20 protein-coding genes are annotated in these 16,285 nt (G+C 59.5%); 12 read left to right on the top strand and 8 right to left on the bottom strand.

The features are described from left to right. Positions 1-12: 12 nt before the first annotated feature. Both zapB and rsmD read right to left on the bottom strand, forming a co-directional pair. A complete protein-coding gene (gene zapB / locus NH395_RS09720; protein ID WP_066319393.1) occupies positions 13-195 on the bottom strand; it encodes a cell division protein ZapB in 183 nt (60 codons plus the stop codon). A 103-nt stretch (positions 196-298) separates the two neighbouring features. Beyond that, on the bottom strand, positions 299-907 hold the full coding sequence (gene rsmD, locus NH395_RS09715) for a 16S rRNA (guanine(966)-N(2))-methyltransferase RsmD (protein WP_253024389.1): 609 nt from the start codon (positions 905-907) through the stop codon (positions 299-301). 91 nt (positions 908-998) lie between these two features. On the opposite strand from rsmD, the gene ftsY reads away from it, so the two are divergent. The 4 genes from ftsY to rpoH all read left to right on the top strand — a co-directional run bounded on the left by ftsY (position 999) and on the right by rpoH (position 4,915). Next, on the top strand, positions 999-2,243 hold the full coding sequence (ftsY, locus tag NH395_RS09710; protein ID WP_253024387.1) for a signal recognition particle-docking protein FtsY: 1,245 nt from the start codon (positions 999-1,001) through the stop codon (positions 2,241-2,243). Then, positions 2,240-2,908 carry a cell division ATP-binding protein FtsE gene (ftsE, locus tag NH395_RS09705; protein ID WP_066319397.1) on the top strand — a complete coding sequence of 223 codons (669 nt, stop codon included), beginning with the start codon at positions 2,240-2,242 and terminating at the stop codon, positions 2,906-2,908. Before ftsY ends, ftsE begins: the two co-directional genes overlap by 4 nt. Further along, positions 2,905-3,945, top strand: a complete 1,041-nt coding sequence (ftsX, locus tag NH395_RS09700) for a permease-like cell division protein FtsX (RefSeq protein WP_253024385.1) — start codon at positions 2,905-2,907, stop codon at positions 3,943-3,945. The genes ftsE and ftsX overlap by 4 nt, the downstream gene beginning before the upstream one ends. Positions 3,946-4,048: 103 nt before the next feature. Then, positions 4,049-4,915 carry an RNA polymerase sigma factor RpoH gene (gene rpoH, locus NH395_RS09695; protein ID WP_066319400.1) on the top strand — a complete coding sequence of 289 codons (867 nt, stop codon included), beginning with the start codon at positions 4,049-4,051 and terminating at the stop codon, positions 4,913-4,915. Between the two features lie 84 nt (positions 4,916-4,999). Here the strand turns inward: rpoH and slmA are convergent, their stop codons facing one another. The 5 genes from slmA to coaBC all read right to left on the bottom strand — a co-directional run bounded on the left by slmA (position 5,000) and on the right by coaBC (position 9,797). Continuing rightward, positions 5,000-5,608, bottom strand: a complete 609-nt coding sequence (gene slmA, locus NH395_RS09690) for a nucleoid occlusion factor SlmA (RefSeq protein ID WP_253024383.1) — start codon at positions 5,606-5,608, stop codon at positions 5,000-5,002. 20 nt (positions 5,609-5,628) lie between these two features. After that, complete coding sequence (gene argB / locus NH395_RS09685) at positions 5,629-6,528, bottom strand: acetylglutamate kinase (RefSeq protein ID WP_253024381.1); 900 nt, start codon at positions 6,526-6,528, stop codon at positions 5,629-5,631. Positions 6,529-6,643: 115 nt separating this feature from the next. Beyond that, the gene (locus tag NH395_RS09680) at positions 6,644-8,032 is read right to left on the bottom strand and encodes a phosphomannomutase/phosphoglucomutase (RefSeq protein WP_253024379.1); all 1,389 of its coding nucleotides are present in this window, start codon (positions 8,030-8,032) and stop codon (positions 6,644-6,646) included. Positions 8,033-8,064: 32 nt separating this feature from the next. After that, positions 8,065-8,523, bottom strand: a complete 459-nt coding sequence (gene dut, locus NH395_RS09675; RefSeq protein WP_253024377.1) for a dUTP diphosphatase — start codon at positions 8,521-8,523, stop codon at positions 8,065-8,067. After that, positions 8,520-9,797 carry a bifunctional phosphopantothenoylcysteine decarboxylase/phosphopantothenate--cysteine ligase CoaBC gene (gene coaBC, locus NH395_RS09670; protein ID WP_253024375.1) on the bottom strand — a complete coding sequence of 426 codons (1,278 nt, stop codon included), beginning with the start codon at positions 9,795-9,797 and terminating at the stop codon, positions 8,520-8,522. Before coaBC ends, dut begins: the two co-directional genes overlap by 4 nt. A 116-nt stretch (positions 9,798-9,913) precedes the next feature. On the opposite strand from coaBC, the gene radC reads away from it, so the two are divergent. From radC to ald, 7 genes are all read left to right on the top strand, one after another. Then, positions 9,914-10,588: a DNA repair protein RadC gene (gene radC / locus NH395_RS09665; protein WP_253024373.1), complete on the top strand. Its 675-nt coding sequence runs from the start codon at positions 9,914-9,916 to the stop codon at positions 10,586-10,588. A 248-nt stretch (positions 10,589-10,836) separates the two neighbouring features. Further along, positions 10,837-11,073 carry a 50S ribosomal protein L28 gene (gene rpmB, locus NH395_RS09660; protein WP_066319413.1) on the top strand — a complete coding sequence of 79 codons (237 nt, stop codon included), beginning with the start codon at positions 10,837-10,839 and terminating at the stop codon, positions 11,071-11,073. Positions 11,074-11,121: 48 nt separating this feature from the next. Continuing rightward, complete coding sequence (gene rpmG / locus NH395_RS09655) at positions 11,122-11,277, top strand: 50S ribosomal protein L33 (protein ID WP_027337782.1); 156 nt, start codon at positions 11,122-11,124, stop codon at positions 11,275-11,277. 155 nt (positions 11,278-11,432) lie between these two features. Next, on the top strand, positions 11,433-12,260 hold the full coding sequence (gene mutM / locus NH395_RS09650) for a bifunctional DNA-formamidopyrimidine glycosylase/DNA-(apurinic or apyrimidinic site) lyase (RefSeq protein ID WP_092827671.1): 828 nt from the start codon (positions 11,433-11,435) through the stop codon (positions 12,258-12,260). Between the two features lie 131 nt (positions 12,261-12,391). Further along, entirely contained in the window at positions 12,392-13,582 is a 1,191-nt protein-coding gene (locus NH395_RS09645) for a class I SAM-dependent rRNA methyltransferase (protein ID WP_253024371.1), read from the top strand. 32 nt (positions 13,583-13,614) lie between these two features. Further along, on the top strand, positions 13,615-14,049 hold the full coding sequence (locus NH395_RS09640; protein WP_253024369.1) for a thioesterase family protein: 435 nt from the start codon (positions 13,615-13,617) through the stop codon (positions 14,047-14,049). Between the two features lie 166 nt (positions 14,050-14,215). Further along, positions 14,216-15,334, top strand: coding sequence for an alanine dehydrogenase (ald, locus tag NH395_RS09635; RefSeq protein WP_253024367.1), 1,119 nt, complete (start codon positions 14,216-14,218; stop codon positions 15,332-15,334). 25 nt (positions 15,335-15,359) lie between these two features. On the opposite strand, the gene NH395_RS09630 is transcribed toward ald, so the two are convergent. Next, positions 15,360-15,608 (bottom strand): SlyX family protein, encoded by a 249-nt coding sequence (locus NH395_RS09630; protein ID WP_092827665.1) that lies wholly within the window; start codon positions 15,606-15,608, stop codon positions 15,360-15,362. A gap of 111 nt (positions 15,609-15,719) precedes the next feature. Here NH395_RS09630 and NH395_RS18375 point away from each other — a divergent pair, with 111 nt between their 5' ends. Next, the gene (locus NH395_RS18375; RefSeq protein ID WP_092827663.1) at positions 15,720-16,250 is read left to right on the top strand and encodes a cold shock domain-containing protein; all 531 of its coding nucleotides are present in this window, start codon (positions 15,720-15,722) and stop codon (positions 16,248-16,250) included. The last annotated feature ends 35 nt before the right edge of the window (positions 16,251-16,285 follow it).

Genomic DNA, 16,285 nt, shown 5'->3' with positions numbered 1-16,285 from the left:
ACGGGTCCTGCCTCAGGAGGGGTCTTCATCGAATTTAGTCAGCAGTGCGCTCAAGCGGCGCTCCCACTCTTCATGTTCCTGCTTGAGCTGGGTGTTTTCATTACGTAGCGTCTCGTTTTCCAGCTTCATCATTTCCAGCGCCTCGACGGTATCGGTAACGCGCTGCTCAAGCTGATTGAATAACTCTAGGCTCATGCTCACCTCCAGATCAAAACAAGCGACATGCTTGCCTGTAAAACAAACGGTTAAAAATAGTGGAGCGAGCGTAACGCCCGAAATGCAAAGCCGCAAGCGCTGATTACGGGGCGCGGCGCTGATAGAGCCTGGCGGTACTTTCCCCTGCCTGGGTCTCGCGGTGCAGCACCCAATGCGTGGGTACATCAGGTGTCAGGTCGCGTTCGGTCTCCAGGTAAATCATGGCCTCCGGTGCGAGCCAGTGGTCGGCTTCAAGGGTAGCGCAACATCCGGCTGCCCAGCCCTGATGAAACGGCGGATCCAGAAAGACGATATCAAAGCACTGGGCCGGTTGCATGAGGAAGGCCTGCGCATCCTGAACGACGACATCCCCTTGTTGCGCTTTGAGTGTTTCAAGGTTTTGGGTAATGTGGGCGGCCACCTGGCGGTCACTTTCGACGAAGGTGACCTGGGCCGCCCCGCGGGAGATGGCTTCAATCCCCAGCGCACCGGTGCCGGCGAAAAGGTCGAGCACCTTTTTGCCATAAAGCGCCTGGCCAAGCCAGTTGAACAGCGTTTCACGCACGCGGTCAGGGGTGGGCCGTAATCCTGGCTTGTCGAGGACCGGTAGCTGGCGGCGGCGAAAATCACCGCCGATAATGCGCAGTTTGCCAAGCGGCTTGGCAGCCGAGCGGCGCGACGAGGATGAGCGAGTGGAGCGGTTTCGAGTCATAACGCGGATTGTAGCGGGCTAGTTATCCAAAGTCTTGGTTGGCGGTGGTAGGATAATCCCATTCTTTACCTTTATCAGTCGGATGACATCCATGTTTGGTTTTTTTAAGCGTAAACAGAAGCAGGATTCCCAGCAGGAAGCGCAGGACGAGTCTCAGGTCGACCCCTCCCAGGAGCAGGCGACTGATGAGTTAAGCGACGATCAGCAGGCACCAGAACATACCCGCCGCGAGGAAGCCGGGGTTGACGAGCATTCGTCTGCGTCTGACGCTACGCCAGAGCCTACGCCCGCGCCAGAGCCAGAACCAGAACCAGAGCCAGAGCCAGAGCCAGAACCTACGCCCGTTGAAAAACCGGCGCTGCGGGAGAAGCCGTCCGCTGACAAAGGCGAGAAAAAGGGCTGGCTGTCGCGCATCAAGTCGGGCCTGGGCAAAACCCGCGCCAACCTGACTGACGGCATTGCCGATCTGTTTTTGGGCAAAAAGCAGATCGACGATGAGCTGCTTGAGGACCTTGAAACCCAGTTGCTGATGGCCGACGTGGGCATTGAAGCGACCAGCGAGATTATCGAGCGGCTGGAAGCCCGGGTCTCGCGCAAGGAACTGAAGGATCCCGAGGCCCTTTATCGGGGGCTTCAGGAAGAACTGGCGGCCATGCTTGAGCCCGTCACCATACCGCTGAGCTTCGATAAAGCCAGCGACGGCCCTTTCGTGATCCTGGTTGTCGGGGTCAACGGTGTGGGCAAGACCACCACCATCGGCAAGCTTACCCAGCGTTTCCAGCGTGAAGGCAAAAGCGTCATGCTGGCGGCGGGGGACACCTTCCGTGCCGCCGCCGTTGAACAGCTCAAGGTGTGGGGGGAGCGCAACAGCGTGCCGGTGATTGCCCAGCATACGGGGGCCGATAGCGCCTCGGTGATCTATGACGCGGTGTCGGCGGCCAAATCGCGCGGCGTCGATGTGCTGATCGCGGATACCGCCGGTCGTTTGCACAACAAGGGCCATCTGATGGAAGAGCTGAAAAAAGTCCATCGGGTGATGAAAAAGATCGACGAGACAGCGCCGCATGAGGTGATGCTGGTGCTGGATGCGGGCACCGGTCAGAACGCCATTTCCCAGGCCAGTACCTTCAACGAGGCCGTGCCGGTCAGCGGTATTACGCTGACCAAGCTGGACGGTACCGCCAAGGGCGGGATCATTTTCGCCCTGGCGAAGCAGCTCAACACGCCGATCCGCTTCATCGGTGTCGGCGAAGGGCTGGATGACCTGCGTCCCTTCGCGTCGCAGGACTTTGTCAACGCGCTGTTTGATCGCCAGGGAGACGATGCCAACCCATGATCGCCTTTGAGCATGTGGGTAAACGCTACGGAGGGCGCTTTGAAGCGCTGTCACACCTGAACTTTCGCGTAGCGCGGGGCGAGATGGTGTTTCTTACCGGCCATTCCGGCGCGGGCAAGAGCTCTCTGTTGCGTTTGATCATGCGCCTTGAAAAGCCGAGCCGCGGGCGGGTGGTGGTGGCAGGGCACGATATTGCCCAGTTGCATGCCAGCCAGGTGCCGTTTTACCGGCGCCAGATTGGTGTGGTCTTCCAGGATCACCAGTTGCTGTTTGACCGCAGCGTGTTTCATAACGTCTCGTTACCCCTGGATATTCAGGGCATCGAGCCCCGTGAGTCGGCTCGCCGTGTGCGTGCTGCTCTGGACAAAGTTGGGTTGTTGCACCGTGAAAAGGCATTGCCTATCGAGCTTTCCGGTGGTGAGCAGCAGCGCGTGGGTATTGCCCGTGCCGTCGTCAACAAGCCTGCCCTGCTGCTCGCCGATGAGCCGACGGGCAACCTGGATCCTCAGCTGTCCGCGGACATCATGGGGCTGTTTGAAGACTTTAACCGGATTGGCACGACCGTCATGATTGCCAGTCACGACCTGGCGTTGATCGCGGGATTGCGGCACCGGATCATACGCCTGCGCGATGGTCGGCTGGTAGCGGACGAGGGGGCAGCATGAAACGACCGACCGGCCAAAAACCGAAAGGCGCCGCTCCCCGGTCGACACGTCCACGCGCCGCTCCTCAGCAGGCTCAGCGCCCGGCGCAACGCGGGGCCCGTGCCCAGCAACCGCGCCGGTCCAGCCGTTTGCGTGCCTGGGCACGGCACCACCGGGCAATGGCGCTCGACAGCCTGCAGCGACTGATTCGCTACCCGCTGGGTAATTTGCTGACCATGCTGGCGATTGCCATTGCACTGGTACTCCCCGCCGCGCTGTGGTTGACCCTGGACAGCGCTCGGCTGCTGGATGCAGAACTGGACGATAGCGCCACTCTCACCGCCTACCTTGAAATCAGCGTTGAGCTGCCTGAGGCCGAGCGCATCGAGCAGGCGGTCAGTGCCGACGAAGCGGTGCAAGGGACCCGCTTGGTCAGCGCGGAGCAGGGCATGGCCGATTTTCAGCAATCACTGGGTGTCGAGGATGCGCTCTCGGGGCTCGACGATAATCCCCTGCCCCACAGTATCGTGGTCCGCCCGGGCAGCGTCGATCCTGAGCTCATGCAGGCGCTGGCCGAGCGGTTGGACGACATAGCGGGTGTCGACGAAGTGCGCCTCGATCTGGCCTGGGTGGAGCGCCTGCGCCACTTGGCGGCGCTGGGGACGCGCGTGGCGCTGGCTTTGGGGGTGCTATTTGGCCTCGGGGTGCTGCTGGTGGTGGGCAATACCATCCGGCTGTCGGTGGAGAGTCGGCGGCGCGAAATTGAAGTGGTGATGTTGATCGGCGCCACCCATGCGTTTGTCAGGCGCCCCTTTCTTTACAGTGGCGCCTGGTACGGCTTCGGCGGCGGCGTGCTGGCGCTGGGGCTGCTGTCATTGGGCAACCACTGGTTGTCGCTGCCGGTGGCCGCCTTGGCGGAAAGTTACGGCGCCAGCTTTTCATTGCCCCGATTGGACTTCACAGGCTCCACAATTTTGCTATCTTGCAGTACACTACTTGGCTGGTTGGGCGCATGGCTTGCCGTGTCCCGGCATCTTGCCAGTATCCGTCCGCGCTGAACGGCCCGCGTTGTTCATCAGGCGACGGCGAGGGAACCTTGCCTAGATGGCAAGGTCACAGAGACACAAACCACGTAAGGGCTACAAGGGAGACCATCTGCACATGAGCACTAGTCTTCTACCGGTGGGACAGCTTTCTCCAGGCAATGACCTGGGCGGCTATATCAAAGCGGTCAACGGCATTGCGGTTCTGAGTGCCGAAGAAGAGCGTGAGCTTGCGTTCCGCCTGCACGATGAAGGCGACCTGGAAGCGGCGCGACGTCTGGTACTATCGCATTTGCGCTTTGTCGTGCACATCGCCCGGAGTTATTCGGGGTATGGGCTGCCGCAAGCCGACCTGATTCAGGAAGGCAATGTGGGCCTGATGAAAGCCGTCAAGCGCTTCGACCCGAATCAAGGCGTTCGCCTGGTGTCATTTGCGGTGCACTGGATCAAGGCTGAGATCCATGAGTTTGTGCTGCGCAACTGGCGTATCGTTAAAATTGCGACCACCAAGGCGCAGCGCAAGCTGTTCTTCAACCTGCGCAGCGCGAAGAAGCGCCTGGCCTGGCTCAATAACGATGAAGTTGACGCCATCGCCAAGGATCTGAATGTCAAACCCGGCGTTGTGCGGGACATGGAAGGACGGCTGTCGTCCTACGATGCGGGCTTCGATGCGTCGCCCAGCGACGATGAAGACAGCGCCTACCAAGCACCGGTCAACTTCCTGGACGACATGGCAGCCGACCCGGCAACACAGCTTGAAGACAGCGATTTCGAGGAAGACTCGACGCGCCGTCTGCAACTGGCGCTTGAAGGCCTGGACGAACGCTCTCGGGATATTCTCCAGCGTCGCTGGCTGGCCGAGGATAAGGCCACGCTGCACGACCTGGCCGATGTCTATGGCGTCAGCGCCGAGCGTATCCGCCAGCTCGAAAAAAATGCCATGAAGAAACTGCGCCAGAAAATGGGCGATGCCATCGCGGCATGAACAAGCAGGTTTGATCCGGCAAGAAACGGCGCTCCCAGAGGGGAGCGCCGTTTTGTTATGCAGGACTGTATTTAAGGCTCTTCGCTAAGCGGGCTGTACCGCTTCGCGCAGCAGCTGGCTCGACAGCAGCGTCCACTGGTCGTCCCAGTAGTCCGTGGGCAGGCGTTTGAAATCGCTGCGTACATACTGGGAAATCCGCCCTTCGGCGTGGGCGATCAGCAGGTTCGCCGCCGCCGAGGCGGGGATGCTCGGGCGACGCCCTTCACGCAGTTCGGCTTCGCGGAGGATTTGCTTGAACTGGGCTTCCAGCCGTTCGAATAGCTGGTGGATCCGATGGCGTAGCCGGGCGGTTTCACCGGTCAATACGTCGCCCCCCATAACCCGGGCAAGGCCCGGGTTTTTTTCGGCAAAGCCGAGCACCAGCGACAGGATGGTCCCGCAGCGGTTGGTGGCGTCGGGGACCTCTTCCATGATCCGGGTGATGCGGGCAAAGATGCTTTCTTCGATAAAATCGATCAGCCCTTCGAACATGCGCGCCTTGCTTGGGAAGTGGCGATACAGCGCGGCTTCCGAGACGCCGACCTGGCGGGCCAGTGCCGCGGTGGTAATCCGCTTGCCACTGTCTTCTTCAAGCATCAGGGCAAGGGCCTGAAGGATCTGCTCGCGGCGGCGAGGTTTGCGTTCATCGCTCATGACGTTGCTCTCCGTCGCGGTTAGTGAGTGTCGGTGATCAGCGTGCCGACCCCGGCGTTGGTGAAAATCTCCAACAGCACAGCATGCGGTACACGGCCATCGATGATGTGGGCACTTTTGACGCCGCCTTTCACGGCGTCCAGCGCGCACTGAATTTTAGGCAGCATGCCACCATGAATAGTCCCATCGGCAATCAGGGCGTCAACTTGAGCCGTGGTCAAACCGGTGAGGACCTCGCTCTCGGCATTCATCAGGCCTGCCACGTTGGTCAGCAGCATGAGCTTTTCGGCGTTGAGGGCTTCCGCAATCTTGCCGGCCACCAGGTCGGCGTTGATGTTGTAACTGTGTCCTGCCTCATCCACGCCGATCGGCGCGATCACAGGGATGAAATCCCGCGCCGCGAGCATTTCAATCAGGTCGGTGGAGATCGACTCGACCTCGCCGACGTGGCCAATATCGATAATTTCCGGGGCGGTCATTTCAGGGCTTTGATGTTCCACTCTGAGCTGGCGCGCGCGGATTTGCGCACCGTCTTTACCGGTCAGGCCAATGGCTTTGCCGCCGCTCTGGTTGATGAGGTTGACGATGCTCTTGTTGACCAGTCCGCCCAGCACCATTTCCACCACGTCCATGGTTTGCGAGTCGGTGACGCGCATGCCGTTGACGAAACGCGATTCGATATTGAGCTTGGCCAGCAGGTCGCCAATCTGGGGGCCGCCGCCATGCACGACCACCGGATTGATACCCACTTCCTTCATTAGCACGATGTTGCGGGCAAAGGAGTCGATCAGGGTGGTTTCCGTCATTGCGTTGCCGCCATATTTGACGACAACCGTTTTGCCGGAAAACTGCTGAATATACGGGAGGGCTTCGGAAAGCACCTCCACAACGACCTGGGGGTCGCGACTGGCTGAACTCATGACGTTGTCCCTTGAAAATGATGTGGCTAACTTATGGGTATTCAGCGCACTGTGACGCTCATGTCGGGCCGTGCCTTCTATTGGGCTCGGTCCCGCAGCATGATGGCGTTCCAGGTCAAGCCTGGGGTAGCGTCAAGGCGGGGTCGACGCCTTTCAGTGCGTTGGCAAACTGCGCTTTAATACGCGTCAAGGCTGCCTCGTTTTTTCCTTCAAAACGTAGTACTAACACGGGCGTGGTGTTTGAGGCACGGCAAAGACCCCAGCCGTCCGGGTAGTCGACCCGAATGCCATCCAGCGTGGTCTTAATACCATCGCCGAAGTCGCCCTCCCGAGCAAGTTTATCCACCAGGGTGAATTTGTTGCTGTCGGTGACGGCAATGTTGATTTCCGGTGTGCCGATGTCCTGGGGGAAGCTATCAAAATAGGCATCGGCATCGCCTGGGTAGTTGGCCAGAATCTCGACAAGTCGTGCGGCGGCATAAATACCGTCGTCAAAGCCGTACCAACGCTCCTTGAAGAAAATATGACCGCTCATTTCACCGGCCAGCTGGGCGCCGGTTTCTTTCATGCGTGCCTTGATCAGCGAGTGGCCTGTACGCCACATTTCCGGTTCGCCGCCTGCGTCACTGATCACCTGGGTCAGGTTGCCGGTGCATTTGACGTCAAAAATCACCTTGGCACCAGGGTTGCGGCTTAGCATGTCAGTGGCGAACGCCATTAGCAGATGGTCCGGGTAGATCAACCGGCCGCTTGGGGTAATCACGCCAAGCCGGTCGCCATCGCCGTCGAAGGCCAGACCGATATCGGCGTTCGTTTCCTGGACCGTGCGAATCAGGTCCTTGAGGTTTTCGGGTTTGCCGGGGTCAGGGTGGTGGTTCGGGAAGGTGCCATCTATCTCGTCAAACAGTGGTATCGTTTCAACGCCCAGGCGCTCGATCAATTGCGGGCCAAGCTCGCCCGCCACGCCGTTGCCGCAGTCGACCACTGCCTTTAGGGGGCGGCTGACGCTGACATCATCGAGGATGCGCTGCATATAAATGTCGCGCACGTCCTCTTGGCGGATGCTGCCGCTCCCACTTTCCAGTGCGCCCGACTCGAGACGCTCATAAAGCGCGGTGATGGCGTCGCCGGAGAGCGTCTCGCCGTCGAGCACGATTTTAAAGCCATTGTAATCGGGTGGGTTATGGCTGCCGGTGACCATGACGCCCGAGCGGGTGCCGTCGAGAATATGGGTGGCGAAATACAGGACCGGGGTGGGCACCATGCCGATATCAATCACGTCACGCCCGGCCGCGTTCAGGCCGCGCATTAACGCGGTCTGTAGACGAGGGCCCGAGAGCCTGCCATCGCGGGCCACTACCACGGTGGACTCGCCCCGTGCGGCGGCTTCAGAGCCGATAGCGCGGCCAATCCATTCCACCGTGTCTTCGGTAAGGGTGTCGTCGACAATGCCGCGGATGTCGTAAGCGCGAAAAATCGAAGCAGGAATTGCGGGTGTCGTCATGGGAATATCCTTACGAAAATGGCCAGTGCCGATTAATGACGGCCAGTGCTGCCGAAGCCGCCGCTGCCGCGGGTGGAATCGCTAAATTGATCGACCAGATCAAGTTCAGCCTGTACCACCGGAACAAGCACGTACTGTGCCAATCGCTCAAAGGGGGCAATCGTGAAAGCGCTTTGCCCTCGATTCCAAACGGAAATCATCAACTCGCCCTGGTAGTCGGCATCGATCAACCCCACCAAATTGCCCAGCACGATGCCGTGCTTATGCCCCAAACCGGAGCGCGGCAAAATCATGCCGGCAAGGCCGGGGTCTTCAATATAGATCGCCAGGCCCGTTCGTACGAGCTTGGTGTCGCCGGGGTTCAGGGTAAGCGGCTCGTCAAGCAGCGCACGTAGATCCATGCCCGCTGACCCGTTGGTCGCATAATGGGGTAAATAGTCACGCAGTCGTTCATCCAGCATTTTGCACTGCAGGCGAGGACGGGGGCTCATAAGGTTGCTCCGTTAGGCGAGGGGAGTAGCGTCAGGGCTTGTTGGATCACGCGCTCCGCTAACTGTGTTTTGGGCTGGGGGACTTCCATCCGACGCTCGATACCCTGGGGGGAGCGCCATAGCAGAAGCGCCGCGTTGTCGTCGCTGCCAAAGCCCATGCCTTGCTGGCTAACGTCGTTGGCGACGATCATGTCGAGGCGCTTGCGGGTCAGCTTGTCCGCTGCATAGCGTTCAACGTCCTGGGTTTCGGCGGCAAAGCCGACCACCACAGGGCGACTGGCAGGTGGAAGTGCTGCCACCGAGGCAATAATGTCGGGGTTTTTGATCAGGGTCAGCGTCAAAGTATCGCTGTCATCGGTCTTTTTCAGCTTATGCTCGGCGGCACTTGCCGCGCGGTAATCAGCGACGGCGGCACAGCCGATAAACAGCGCTGCCTGAGGGGCTAGCTGCAGCGATGCCTGGTGCATCTGCTCGGCGGTTTCGACGTCAATGCGCGTGACGCCTGCAGGTGTTGCCAGCGCCACAGGGCCGCTGATCAGCGAGACCCTGGCGCCCTGGGCGACGGCCGCGGCGGCAAGGGCGTAGCCCATTTTTCCCGAACTGTGATTGGAAAGATAGCGCACCGGGTCGAGGGCTTCACGAGTGGGGCCAGCGGTAATCACGACATGCGGTGATGACGCACTCGGCGTCGCACTGGTGGAGGGCGAAAGCTGATGCAATAGGGCGTCAACAATGGCCTCGGGCTCGCTCATGCGACCAGGGCCAACGTCGCCGCAGGCCTGGTCGCCGGCCGCCGGGCCAATCAGCTGCCAGCAATCCCCAGCGAGCCGTTCCACGTTGCGCTGGGTGGCGGGGTGACGCCACATGGCCTGGTTCATGGCCGGGGCAATCAGCCGGGGCGCCTCAGAGGCGAGGCAGAGCGTGGTCAGCAGGTCGTCGGCCATGCCGTGGACCAGGCGCGCAATGAGGTCGGCGGTCGCCGGGGCAATCAACAAGACGTCGGCCCAACGGGCAAGCTCAATGTGGCCCATGCCCGCCTCGGCTTCCGGGTCGAGCAGCGAGGTACGAACCGGTTCACCCGACAGCGCCTGTAGTGTCAACGGAGTGATGAATGCCTGGGCACCGTCGGTCATGACGACGCGAACCTCGCAGCCCGCCTGTTTCAGCAGTCGCACGATCAGCGCGCTTTTATACGCGGCAATACCGGCGCTGATGCCCAGCAGCACGCGCTTACCGTTAACAGTGGGCGTTGTGGTCGAAGTCACGGAGGTCATGGCATAGGATCCATATTGTGCGTTCTTTAGGAGGCTTACCATACCATTCGTCTGCACAATTTGGCATGCTGCATTCACGCATAGGGACAGATGAAACACCGCGCAGGGAGGCGATGATGGGCATTAACCACTGGCCGGAAGGCGAGCGGCCAAGAGAAAAGCTATTGAATCTGGGCGCGCAGGCGCTATCCGATGCCGAGCTACTGGCGATTTTTCTGCGCGTCGGCGTTCAGGGGCGCTCGGCGGTCGACCTGGCCCGGGACCTGCTCGCCAGTTTTGGTGGGCTGCGTCAGTTGCTGGAGGCCGACCAGGAACGTTTTTGCGACGCGCGCGGGTTGGGGAGCGCCAAATTCGCCCAGCTGCAGGCGACGCTCGAGCTTTCACGGCGGCATCTGGCTTCCCAGTTGGCCCGCGGTGAGGCGCTGACATCGCCCACTCTGGTGCGCCATTACCTGAGTGCGCAGTTGCGTCATCTGGGGCATGAAGAATTTGCGGTGCTTTTTTTGGATACGCAGCACCGAATTATTCGCTATGAATCCCTGTTTCGCGGTACCCTAGACAGCGCATCCGTTTATCCCCGCGAAGTTGCCAAGCGTGCCTTAGCGCACAACGCTGGTGCCGTCATCCTGGCTCACAATCACCCTTCGGGTGTTGCCGAACCGAGCGATGCTGATCGACGAATCACTGATCGTCTGAAAGAAGCGCTCGCACTGTTTGATGTGCGGGTACTCGATCATTTCGTGGTGGGGGACGGAGACGTGGTGTCATTTGCCGAGCGTGGCTGGCTATAAGTGTGCCGTTAATCATAGTGAATTAGCTAAGTAAACTGACACAAACGGCGATTTTCGACCGGTTGCGATGGTTTTTCTTGCTGATTGCCAGCTGCTCTGGTATAAAGTGCCACCTTTAAACTTGGGTTGAATAACGGATTTGGATAAAGCTTGGCGGTTAACGGCGTCGACTCCTTCCCTGCTCCGGTTTGCCCGACAGTTTTGAACACTCAGGTTATTATATCCTGGCCAAGCAGTTGGAGGCTCTCATGTCCAAAGTATGTCAGGTTACCGGTAAGCGTCCGGTAACTGGTAACAACGTTTCACACTCCCAGCGCAAGACACGTCGTCGTTTCTTGCCGAACCTGCACACCCATCGTTTTTGGGTTGAAGCTGAAAGCCGCTTCGTCAAGCTGCGTGTTTCCTCCAAGGGTATGCGTATCATTGACAAGAAAGGCATCGAAACGGTTCTGGCCGATATCCGCAAGCGCGGCGACGCCATCTAAGCTATTTGTTTGGCTAACAGTTTGGCCAAAAATTGGGAGAGTTAAACCATGCGCGATAAGATCAAGCTGGTGTCCAGTGCCGGTACAGGTCACTTCTACACCACTGATAAAAACAAGCGGAACACCCCGGACAAGTTCGAATTCAAGAAATATGACCCGGTGGTCCGTAAGCACGTCATGTACAAGGAAGCCAAAATCAAGTAACTACGGTTGCGATGACTGGCTTTTACCGCAGGCGAGCGCCTGTTAAAAACCCGGCCCCAAGCCGGGTTTTTGCATGCCTGGGTGTTCTGCGCCGATAAGCGAAAGCACTGCAGACGTTAACGACCGTCACCACTCTGTCATCAAAGGCTCTCATCATGCCCGAGCTGCCCGAAGTTGAAACCACTCGGCGGGGTATTGCCCCTTATCTGGAAGGTCAGGAGATCACCGAGGTATTGGTGCGCCAATCCCGCCTGCGTGTGCCGGTACCTGACGATCTCGCCGAACGGCTCGTCGGGGCGCGGGTCGGTGAGTTGACGCGCCGAGCCAAGTACCTGCAGGTCCCGCTCGCCACCGCCGAGGGGGAGGCCACCTTGCTGTGGCATTTGGGTATGTCGGGCAGCTTGCGGATTGCGCGGGTAGGGGATCTGCCTAAAAAGCATGATCACGTGGATGTGGTGACCCAAAGCGGCCATGTGCTGCGCTATCATGATCCGCGGCGGTTTGGCTTCGTCGATTGGCAGCAGGGAGATGGCAGTGCCGACAAGCGCCTGGTGCACCTGGGCCCCGAGCCGCTGGATGACGCCTTTAACGGGCGTTGGCTGTATCGCATCTCACGCAATAAGCGGGTATCCGTAAAGCCCTTTTTAATGGATAACCGGGTGGTCGTCGGAGCCGGCAATATCTACGCCGCTGAAGCGCTATTCATGGCGGGAATTGACCCCCGTCGGGCGGCAGGGCGTGTTTCCCTGGCCCGTTACGAGAAGCTGGCGGCCGCCGTGAAAGAAGTGCTGGCGGCTGCCATCATTCAAGGCGGTACGACGCTGCGGGATTTTGTCAGCGGCCAGGGCGAGCCCGGCTACTTTGCCCAGCGGCTCAATGTTTATGGTCGACACGGCCAGCCCTGCATGCGCTGTGGAACCGAGCTGCGCCGTATTACGCTCGGCCAGCGGGCCAGCGTGTTTTGCCCCGGCTGCCAGCGCTAACCGGGGCGCCGCGCCTTTTTGTTTTGCTAAATTTTAAGCCCAGGTTTTTAAGCGCAAGTTTTAAGCCTTGATGATCGAGTACTCGTGTTTGAAGCCGAGCTTTTGAAGCCAAAGTTGTTCTGGAGATTGTTGTGACCCAACGCCTGCGCCTGAATAAAAACGCTGACCGCCGCCTCAAAGCGGGCCATCTGTGGATCTACTCCAACGAAGTCGATATCAAGGAGACCCCGCTCAAGAACTTTACCGCGGGTGAGGCTGCGCTGGTCGAGGCGTCGAACGGTAAGACCCTTGGTGTCGCTTACGTGAACCCGCATTCCCTCATTGCGGCGCGGGTGATGTCACGTGATCCCGAGATGCGTCTGGACCGCTCGCTGTTCGTGCATCGCTTCAACCAGGCGCTTGCCTTGCGTCAGCGACTGTTTGAACAGCCGTTTTACCGGTTGGTTCATGGTGAAGGCGACCTGTTGCCGGGGCTTGTGATCGACCGCTTCGGCGATGTGGTGGTGGTGCAATTGAACACGGCGGGTATGCAGACGCTGGCCGAAGAAATCGTCGACGCCCTGGAGAAAGTCCTCAAGCCCAGCGCAATCGTGTTCCGCAATGACACCGGCGGGCGTCGTCAGGAAGGTCTCGATGCCCAGGTGGAAGTGGTCAAAGGCACGCTACCCGACGAAGTACTGCTGAAAGAGAATGGCGTTCGCTTTGTGGTGCCGGTACTTGATGGTCAGAAAACCGGCTGGTTTTTCGATCATCGGGTCAACCGTGCCTGGCTCAATAGCCAGGTTGCCGGTAAGCGGGTGCTGGACGTCTTCAGCTATGTCGGCGGTTGGGGCGTGCAGGCCGCCGCCAGCGGTGCCTCTGAGGTGCTGTGTGTCGACTCATCCGGCCCTGCGCTTGAGCAGGTGGCCCGCAACGCCGAACTGAACGGCTTACAAGAACAGGTGGCCATTGGTGAAGGCGATGCGTTCGAGGCGCTGGCGGCGCTTAAAGCCGACGGCGAACAGTTCGACGTGGTGATTCTGGATCCGCCTGCGTTTATCAAGAAACGCAAGGATATCCCCAACGGCGAACGTGCCTACAACCGACTGAACCGTGAAGCGATGCGTCTGCTGGGGCGTGATGGTTTGCTGCTGTCCGCGTCTTGCTCCATGCACCTGGCCCCCGAGCGCTTGGTGGATGTGGTCCGTAGCGCAGCGCGTCATCAGGATCGTCATGGTCAGGTGATCTTTCAGGGCCATCAGGGGCCGGACCATCCGGTGCATCCGGCAATCCCGGAAACGTCCTACCTGAAGGCGCTGGGCGTGCGCGTTTTCCGTGACTAGGTCGTAAAGCAACCGGTGGAGGGGCCAGGACAATGGAATGGGCGCTACCCGAGCCTTTTGTGATGGAGATCGACGTGACGGATGAGGCTATCGACGCCTACCGGCACGTCAATAACAGTGAATACCTGCGCTGGGTTGAACAAATCAGCTGGGCGCATTCAGAAGCGCTGGGCCTTACCCTCGAGCGTTACCGCGAGTTGGACCGGGCCATGGTCGTGCACCGCCACGAGTTGGACTACCTGGCGCCAGGCTATGAGGGGGACCGGCTCCAGTTGGCGACCTGGATCGTGGCCTGCGATGGCCGCTTTAGCTTGACCCGGCGCTTCCAGTTGAAGCGCAAACACGACGCCAAAACCTTGCTCAAGGCACGTACCCGCTTTGCCTGCGTGGCGCTATCCAGCGGGCGGCCCATGCGCCTGCCCGACGAGTATCGGCGTATTTACGGTGATGCGGTGGTTGATGAATAACGATGATTTTTTTGCCAAAAGCCGCTAGCCGCTAGATTTTTCTCCTGAAAAACGCCTTGACCGGCGTTTTTTTTGTTTTATATGTCGGGGGATGGAAGCACATAAAAGCTGTGCTGTAATGACGTCAAGATTGACGAATTTCTCGCTCAATAACGAGGAGCCAACTATGCGCATCGCTGTCCCCAAAGAGATTAAAAACCACGAGTACCGGGTGGCCTTGACCCCCACCGGTGCGCGGGAATTAGCCGGGCGTGGCCATCAGGTGGCGGTTCAAACCGGTGCGGGCGAAGGTGCCGGGTTTCATGACCATGACTACGAAGCGGCGGGGGCGAGCGTCGAGGCGGATGTTGCCTTGCTGTGGCAGAACGCCGAGCTGATCTTGAAAGTGAAGGAGCCTCAGGCCGAGGAAGTGGCGCGGCTGACGCCACAGCATACCCTGTTTACCTACCTGCATCTGGCCGCCGAGAAGACGCTCACCCAGGGGTTGATGGAGAGCGGCGCGACCTGCATTGCGTATGAAACGATTACCGACGCCAAGGGCGGCTTGCCGTTGCTCGCGCCGATGAGCACCGTCGCAGGTCGCATGGCCGTGCAGGCGGGCGCTCACAGCCTGGAAAAAGCCCAGGGGGGTGCGGGCGTGCTGTTGCCGGGCGTGCCGGGGGTGGCACCCGGAAAAGTGACGGTCATCGGTGGCGGCGTGGTGGGCGAAAACGCCGCGCGTATGGCCCTGGGGTTGGGCGCCGACGTCACCATTCTGGACAAGTCCATCGACCGTTTGGAAGTGCTGGATGACCGCTATCAAGGCCGGATCAAAACCGTCTACTCAACGGCAGATGCGCTCGATGAAGCCGCCAAAACGGCCGATATGATCATTGGTGCCGTGCTGATTCCCGGCGCCGCCGCCCCCAAACTGATCACCCGTGCCATGCTTTCGGACATGCAGCCGGGTAGCGTGCTGGTGGACGTGGCCATCGACCAGGGCGGTTGCTTCGAAACCAGCCGACCCACCACCCATGCCGAGCCGACCTATATTGTCGATGGCATTGTCCATTACTGCGTTGCCAACATGCCGGGGGCGGTGGCGCGGACCTCCACGCTGGGGCTGACCAATGCCACCTTGCCGTTTGTACTTGCGTTGGCGGATAAAGGTTGGCAGCGGGCGCTGAGAGATAACCCGCACTTCCTGCCGGGGCTTAATGTCCACAATGGACAGGTGACCTACGCGGCGGTGGCTGAGGCGTTTGACCTGGAAAGTGTTGACCCTGCAGACGCGGTGAGTCAATAGGCTGCTGTTGGCCCATCATGACTAATCAGTAGTGGGGCGGTATGTCGTCCTCGGGCCGACTGGTACCGGGGGCGTCATTCGCCTGGAGCGCCTGGTGCTGTTCGCGAAGCCGTTCGCGCATCAGCGCGCTGAGTTGTTCCAGGGTCGCTAGTCGGCGCTCCTGCTGGGCGACGGCTTGGTCCAGGGTATCGAGCCAGTGTTCTTGATAAGCCAGGCGGCTTTCTAAAGATTCAAGCTGTTGATTGAGCTCGGCGGGCGATAACGTAGATGTCATGGTAACATTGCAACCTTATGTAGTAGCTCGGTACATCGGGTCGTCAAAACCCGTTGAATTGAGTATTGTCCTTCTTCTGTTACCCATACAACAAGAGAGCTTTTTTTATCCATGAACCCAAAAGTTGTGTTTCGCAGCATCTTGATCAGTATTTTACTTGCCGCCCCCACGCCGCTGTTGCTGGCGGGGATTGTTCATTTAACCGACGCACCCCTGGCTGAGCAGTGGCTGGCCGAACTGGCCGTGACAGGCGCTGGCGGCATCTACATTGCCGTTGCCATCGGAAGTTTCATCGTACTGTGCATTGCTACCCTGGCAACCGCTGCGCTTGCGCCACCTGTCGTGGTGTCGCCGACCGTTCGTTCCAAGCCAGCACCGCGTCAATCTCAAGCCCCTGCGACGGACGAGGATGAAGATCTCATCGACCCGAACGACGGTCGCGAAGAGGGAGAGGTGAAGTGGTTTAATACCAACAAGGGTTACGGCTTTATTACCCGCGATAACGGTGACGATGTGTTTGTCCATTTTCGGGCAATTCGTGGTCGCGGCCCGCGCATGCTCGCCGAAGGTCAGATCGTGCGCTACCACGTGATTAAAAACGAACGGGGTTTGCAGGCCGACGATGTGAGTATTATCGAGTAACGATCCGTCTCGCCTGGACTGGCTCGCACGACATT

This window comes from Halomonas sp. Mc5H-6 (assembly GCF_024124705.1).
In the GTDB taxonomy this organism is placed as follows: Bacteria; Pseudomonadota; Gammaproteobacteria; order Pseudomonadales; family Halomonadaceae; genus Vreelandella; species Vreelandella subterranea.
The sequence above is the reverse complement of the archived record's forward strand: the minus strand, read 5'-3'. Positions and strand labels throughout refer to the sequence as shown.